The sequence below is a fragment of the Pseudoalteromonas sp. EB27 genome (assembly GCF_001974875.1).
GTDB lineage: Bacteria > Pseudomonadota > Gammaproteobacteria > Enterobacterales > Alteromonadaceae > Pseudoalteromonas.
In genome coordinates, this window is sequence record NZ_MTQD01000035.1 from 1 (window position 1) to 1073 (window position 1073).

Here is a 1073-nt window from a genome sequence, read left to right on the forward strand (position 1 = left end):
TCTGCTAATTTCAACCACCCCTTCCAGAGTGCTTTTACGCCAACTCGACCATTTCTTTTACTGTCATACCACCCTCCCAATTTCGCTAAACTATAGTACAGCCAATGAAGAGACGGTACTTTATCCGGCAACACATCCTTTTCAACCTTTGCCCATAGTAATTTCCACGTCATCTCTTTAACACAAGTTGTACATCTCACTTCTTTGGCTAATTCACTCCTTTGCGCCATATTTTGCAGCTGTAATAACCTGACAGCAATAAACGCTTTAATGATCGCAATTCGTAAAATATTATCACTGTGCTGTAAACGTAAATCTTCTACTTCGGTTCCATCTGTTTTCCATGTTTTATGAAACTCCTCTACACGCCAGCGGAGTTCATAGTATCTTACTAATTTCTGGGCATCTTCTGCTGTGTTTACGGGCTCTGTCGTATATAAAATCCAACATAATGGATTTTTTTGCGTACTTTCTTTTTCCTGACAGACAATGACATTGACGCTCAATGTCGGTGATTCTTGCCCTAGTACTCGCTTAGGCTTGGCGAGTGTTATAGGTTGATAGCTCAATGTAATTCGGGCCTGACGCGCTTTTCTTCCCGCACGTTGCGCTATATTAATAGTGTAACAACACTGACCCTGCGCTGTTTCTATTAACTGATTGAGATTGCATTGAGGCTCTATTAATTTTCTATTTTCTTTTGCTCTGACTAAAAATCGATGTCCTTCATCTTTTTGGTAAGTCATGTACTCATAAATGTCAGCTTCTCTGTCGCAGATGTTAAGTATATTTGATAATTCACCTGTACGTATTTTTATATCCATTAATGTTTGTTGCCAGCGATAGCTTTCTTTCTCTTTGTAAGGGCGTTGCTGTTGTTGATCTTTAGTCCCTTTAACCTTTGATTTCCTAAACCAATAGTACTGGTCGAGCAAACCAATAACATGCTCCGTATCTGCATCAATTGCTAAAGTTGAATGCGCATATAGCGTTCTTGTTTTTGATGGTTTTCCTAATGTATTTGCACAGTTCACATCGCCTAATTCTTTGCAAACACTGTGTTTAAATGTCAA

General features: G+C 39.0%; 1 protein-coding gene. It reads right to left on the reverse strand.

Annotation, left to right across the window (positions count from 1 at the left end; translation table 11 throughout):
- Positions 1–1073 (reverse strand): IS4 family transposase (locus BW142_RS20475; RefSeq protein WP_171972344.1); only part of this gene is annotated, 1073 nt, incomplete at both ends.